The 3,266-nt window shown below is 38.1% G+C and carries 3 protein-coding genes and 1 pseudogene; all 4 read left to right on the top strand.

Going from position 1 to position 3,266, the window contains the following annotated elements:
• Positions 1-308 (top strand): annotated as a pseudogene (locus GKP30_RS23280) (hypothetical protein); the annotation flags it as partial.
• 100 nt (positions 309-408) lie between these two features.
• Entirely contained in the window at positions 409-1,098 is a 690-nt protein-coding gene (locus GKP30_RS23275; RefSeq protein WP_216831865.1) for a response regulator transcription factor, read from the top strand.
• Positions 1,095-2,477, top strand: a complete 1,383-nt coding sequence (locus GKP30_RS23270; protein WP_216831864.1) for a sensor histidine kinase — start codon at positions 1,095-1,097, stop codon at positions 2,475-2,477. The genes GKP30_RS23275 and GKP30_RS23270 overlap by 4 nt, the downstream gene beginning before the upstream one ends.
• 62 nt (positions 2,478-2,539) lie before the next feature.
• Entirely contained in the window at positions 2,540-3,139 is a 600-nt protein-coding gene (locus GKP30_RS23265; RefSeq protein WP_216831863.1) for a GerMN domain-containing protein, read from the top strand.
• The last annotated feature ends 127 nt before the right edge of the window (positions 3,140-3,266 follow it).

Genomic DNA, 3,266 nt, shown 5'->3' with positions numbered 1-3,266 from the left:
TACAAAACCTAAACACCAATGACGCGGTACAATTCAAGTATTATGAGAATGGTCCGCAACAAGTAATCAAAAGCATTACAAAACAGAAGCAGGATCAACAAAAAGAAGAAACTAAAACGGAAACAGGGACATATATCGGGTTAGCCGACCCACACACCGTTGAAATCAAAACGAGCAAAGGCTATGAGGCGTATCAATTAAGCACATCTGCTCAAAAAATCGCGTTATTTTTAAAGCCGAATGAAACGATTACTTTTTCGTATAAACAAAAAGGACAGCAGCTTATCATTGAAGATATTAACAAATAATGACATGATAAAAAGTAAAGGCTCATTATTCAGAGTCTTTACTTTTACCATTTATAATATTAGAAATATCACCTTAGTTTATTTTTAAAGGGGTATGATCATGAAAAAACTATTATTAGTTGAAGATGAAAGGGTGTTAGCTAAGAACGTTTCTTTCTTTTTGAAGAAAGAAGGGTATGAAATAGACGTGGCTTATGATGGAGTCGAAGGGTGGGAGTTATTTCAGAAAAAGCATTACGACCTTCTCCTCCTTGATTGGATGATGCCGAAAAAAGATGGGTTGGACTTATGTCGCGATGTGCGGCAAGTTTCGGATGTCCCTATTATTATGCTAACGGCGAAAAGCGAAGTCATGGATAAAGTGATTGGATTGGAGGTTGGTGCCGATGATTATCTAGTCAAGCCGTTTCACCAAAGGGAACTATTAGCTAGAATGCATGCGCTTTTTCGTCGTAATGATAAGATCCAGTCCCGCACGACATCTAACCGTTTTATCCGCTATGAGAAATTAGAGTTAGATAAAGACGAGATGGTTGTCCGTTACAAAGAGGAAAGTATCCCGTTAACAGTCAATGAATTTAAACTTTTAGACGTAATGATGAAGCATCCAGGAAAAGTATTTTACCGAGAAGCGTTGTTTGAAAGAGTATGGGGTGACTCGATGGGCTATAACGATCGAACGGTTGATGTCAATGTAAGTCGTCTAAGGAAAAAATTAAATGAAGTAACGGGTGAAAATTACCTTCATGCCGTTCGTGGAGTCGGATATCGTTTCGGAGGCAATCCATGAAATTAAAATATCAAATGTGGCTTCTATTTTCTCTTCTTTTTGTAGTAATGGGGGTTGCACTTTATTATTTCATTGTAGCAGCATATGAAGAGCGAGTTATCGAAGGGCATGAAAATATAACGATCAGTCAAGGGGCATCGATCGTGGAAAGGCTTCAAGGCGTTTATCCTAAATTTCCAGAAAGAACAGCAGGCTATTTATCCACGTACAGTAATCGATTGGATGTTCGTTTACTCTTAATTGATGTACAAGGACAAGTGCGATATGACAGCTACGAGCAATTAGCTGCAGGAACGATAATTGATATACCGATACTAAGAGCAGAAAATCCATTACCTAGGACAACGTTTAAAGAAACATCTAATTACGGATATGTCCAGCACACCTTGTTATATTTAGAAGAAAATCAACCCGTTGGCGGCTATTTATTAATGATTGAAGATGTCAATATTTTATATGAAGACATTCGATCGTTTCAAAGCTGGATGATTTTTGTGATCGGAACGGCTATTATCATATTTTTTATTTTGAGTTTTGGAATTGCTTCCTTGTTTTCACGACCGATTTCTAAAATGATTACCGAAATGAATAAAATCTCACGTCATAACCGTTCGTTTAAATTTAGGCATCACCGTAAAGATGAAATAAAAGATCTATCGGTAGCGATTGAAGGAATGGTCCAACAGTTGAATCAGTACGAACAACGGCAAAGACAATTTTTGAGTGCATCCTCTCATGAATTAAAAACACCGCTTGCAACGATGCAGCTGATTAGTGAAAATTTAGCATCTGTTCGGGAAAGCCCTGAAGACCATGAAGAATTTGTTGCTGATCTTATGTTACAAATCGATAAAATGAAACAAATGGTGAATCAACTACTTGATATGAACCGTGCCTGGGACCGATCCTTAAGGAAAGAACCTCTGGAGGCTTCAGAAATAAAAAAACATATTCACAAGCACTTTCAGCATGTGTGTGAAAGCAAAAAGATCAAATTAGATTTTATCCTAGAGGATGTATTGATCCATGTTGATCTTGCTAGCTTTTTCCAAGTGGTCGATAACATCATTAGTAATGCGATTCGTTATTCTCCTTCAAACACAACGATAACAGTTACATTGACGAAAGCCGAAAAAGATAAAGTTGAACTTTTCATTTGTGATGAAGGAATTGGGATATCAAAAGAAGATCTAATATACGTATTTGAGCCTTTTTATAGGACAATGGATGCGAGTGAATGGAGTCAGGAGGGTAGCGGTCTGGGCCTTGCCTTAGTAAAACAAATCATTGAACAGCATGGTGGGACGATTACCGCTCAATCAACGAAAGGGAAAGGAACGTGTTTTCAAATTACGTTATGTAACAAAATTGTTACGTAGAGACAATGATCGAGATACAAATCTATTTTATGATGAAAATATACGATAGAGGGGGTATGAAGATGAAATGGTATTTAAAATTATTAATAGGAGTGTTACTTCCAGCCATTTTTATTGCAGGATGTGGAACCGATGTAGAACAGCCAGCAGGTCCAGATCAAAGTGAGGACATAACTGATGAAAATCAAGGGAATCCGGTAACAGAAGATGAATTAGACCCGAAAGAACCAGAACAGAAAATAACGAAGTCAGTCGTTCTCTATTTTGCAGATAAGGATCTAATGAAAAATTACCGTGTACGAGAAGAAGTAACCGCTGCAACAGAGGAAGATATGATTTATGCAGTCTTTGAGGTATGGATGGAGGGACCAGAACACGATAAACTTGTAACTCTAGTTCCTGCTGATGTTGTTGTCGAAACGATTAGCGAAGAGAACGATATGGCGTACATTAGTTTTTCAGAGGAAATTCGTAACGCGAATCTCGGATCTAGTGGAGAAATGCTGTTGGTCCAACAAATCGGGTTGATTCTAGAACAGTTTGGCTTTGCGCAAGTACAGGTTTTAATTGAGGGAGAGATAACGGAAACATTACTCGGTCACGTTTCAATCGACCAACCTTTCCCGACAGGTGATCCTGAAAAAATTGAGTGGATGGAGTAATATTGGGGTCAGACCCCCATTGTGTTAACGCGTTAACGCAGCGGGGGTCAGACCCACTGGCGTTGCATGCCTTTAAAATAGTTCCATTTTTTCAAAAAATAGTATTTACAGACATAAAAAAAACTCC

Source organism: Alkalihalobacterium elongatum, assembly GCF_019024285.1.
Lineage (GTDB): Bacteria > Bacillota > Bacilli > Bacillales > Bacillaceae_F > Alkalihalobacterium > Alkalihalobacterium elongatum.
The sequence above is the reverse complement of the archived record's forward strand: the minus strand, read 5'-3'. Positions and strand labels throughout refer to the sequence as shown.

Bases quoted from the DNA above. Each gene is read 5' to 3' on its own strand.
- GKP30_RS23265 (WP_216831863.1), top strand. From the start codon at position 2,540: ATGAAATGGTATTTAAAATTATTAATAGGAGTGTTACTTCCAGCCATT.
- GKP30_RS23270 (WP_216831864.1), top strand. From the start codon at position 1,095: ATGAAATTAAAATATCAAATGTGGCTTCTATTTTCTCTTCTTTTTGTA.
- GKP30_RS23275 (WP_216831865.1), top strand. From the start codon at position 409: ATGAAAAAACTATTATTAGTTGAAGATGAAAGGGTGTTAGCTAAGAAC.